Origin of the sequence: Phytopseudomonas daroniae, assembly GCF_004327285.1 — a bacterium.
Taxonomy (GTDB): Bacteria; Pseudomonadota; Gammaproteobacteria; order Pseudomonadales; family Pseudomonadaceae; genus Aquipseudomonas; species Aquipseudomonas daroniae.
The window spans coordinates 1-1,249 of sequence record NZ_QJUI01000052.1 but is presented as its reverse complement, the minus strand read 5'-3'; the positions used below and the strand labels follow the sequence as shown (position 1 = coordinate 1,249).

Here is a 1,249-nt window from a genome sequence, read left to right as displayed (position 1 = left end):
TCCGTTATGGATCGAGGAGGCCTTGAGGCTGACCGGAACAGTTTCGCTTCGCCGTCGGCGCCTGCCGGCTGAGCGCATTGTGTGGCTGGTCGTGGGGATGGCCTTGTTCAAGAACGAACCCATCTGGTTGATCGTGCAGCAACTGGGCCTATCCGATGGACAGGGGTTGGCTCCTGTGCCCAGTGCGGCGGTGCAGGCGCGGCAGCGCTTGGGCGAGGCCCCGCTGGAGGCCTTGTTCGAGCAATTGGCGCAGGCCTGGCTGGCGACCGAGCCTCCCGCCTGCGCCCGTTTTCATGGGCTACGCAGTTTCGCCGTGGATGGCGTGGTCTGGTCGATGCCGGATACACCGGAGAATCGCGAGGCCTTCTCCAGTGGAAAGAACCAGCACGGTGTCAGTAACTGGCCCCAGGCCCGTGGGGTCTGCCTCATGGACACCTATAGCCACCTGATCCGTGCCGCACGCTTCGGCAGCTTTGCGGTGGGGGAACTCAGTTTCGCCCGGGAGTTGGCGCAGGCGGTGGGTGACCATTCGCTGACCATTTTTGATCGTGCCTACTACTCAGCCACCTTCCTTCTTGATTGGCAGAGGCAAGGCGCCGAGCGTCACTGGTTGATGCGTGCCAAATCAACACTGCGCCATGACATCGTAAAGACCTTTGGGCCGGGTGACTGGCTGGTACGTCTGCCGGTCTCGCCTCAGGCCCGTCGACAGCAGCCACAGCTCCCCGAGTACTGGCAGGCCCGTTTGATTGAGCGCAGGGTCGATGGTAAGCCCAGGCGCTACCTGAGTTCGCTCTGTGATCCACACCGCTACCCGGCCGATCAGGTGGCGGCTCACTATCGCGAGCGCTGGGAGATCGAACTGGGTTACCGCGAGATCAAGCAAGGCCTGCAAGATGGCGGATTGCTGCGCAGTAAACTCCCTGAACTCGCTCGGCAGGAGTTATGGGGAACCTTGCTGGCCTACAACCTGATCCGCCAGGAAATGCACCTGATGGCCGAGGAGCTGGAAATACCCCCACAACGCCTGAGCTTCCAGTGGTTGGCCATCGCCATCGCGGGGGCTCTGCGTTATTGCCCCACGCAAACACCGGCGACTATCCCCCAACGGCTGGCAGAGCTGAGAATCCAGGCCCGTCACTTCGTCCTGCCACCCAGGCGAGAACGGCACTATCCCCGCGTCGTGAAACCTAAACCGACCAAATACCCCAAAAAGAAAAATGCCAGTCAGCTTAACTGACTGGCATTA

The 1,249-nt window shown here is 61.4% G+C and carries 1 protein-coding gene; it reads left to right on the top strand.

Going from position 1 to position 1,249, the window contains the following annotated elements; all coding sequences use genetic code 11:
* The coding region (locus DNK06_RS25020) for an IS4 family transposase (protein WP_131182668.1) at positions 1-1,240 on the top strand (1,240 nt) is incomplete at its 5' end.
* Between the last annotated feature and the right edge of the window lie 9 nt (positions 1,241-1,249).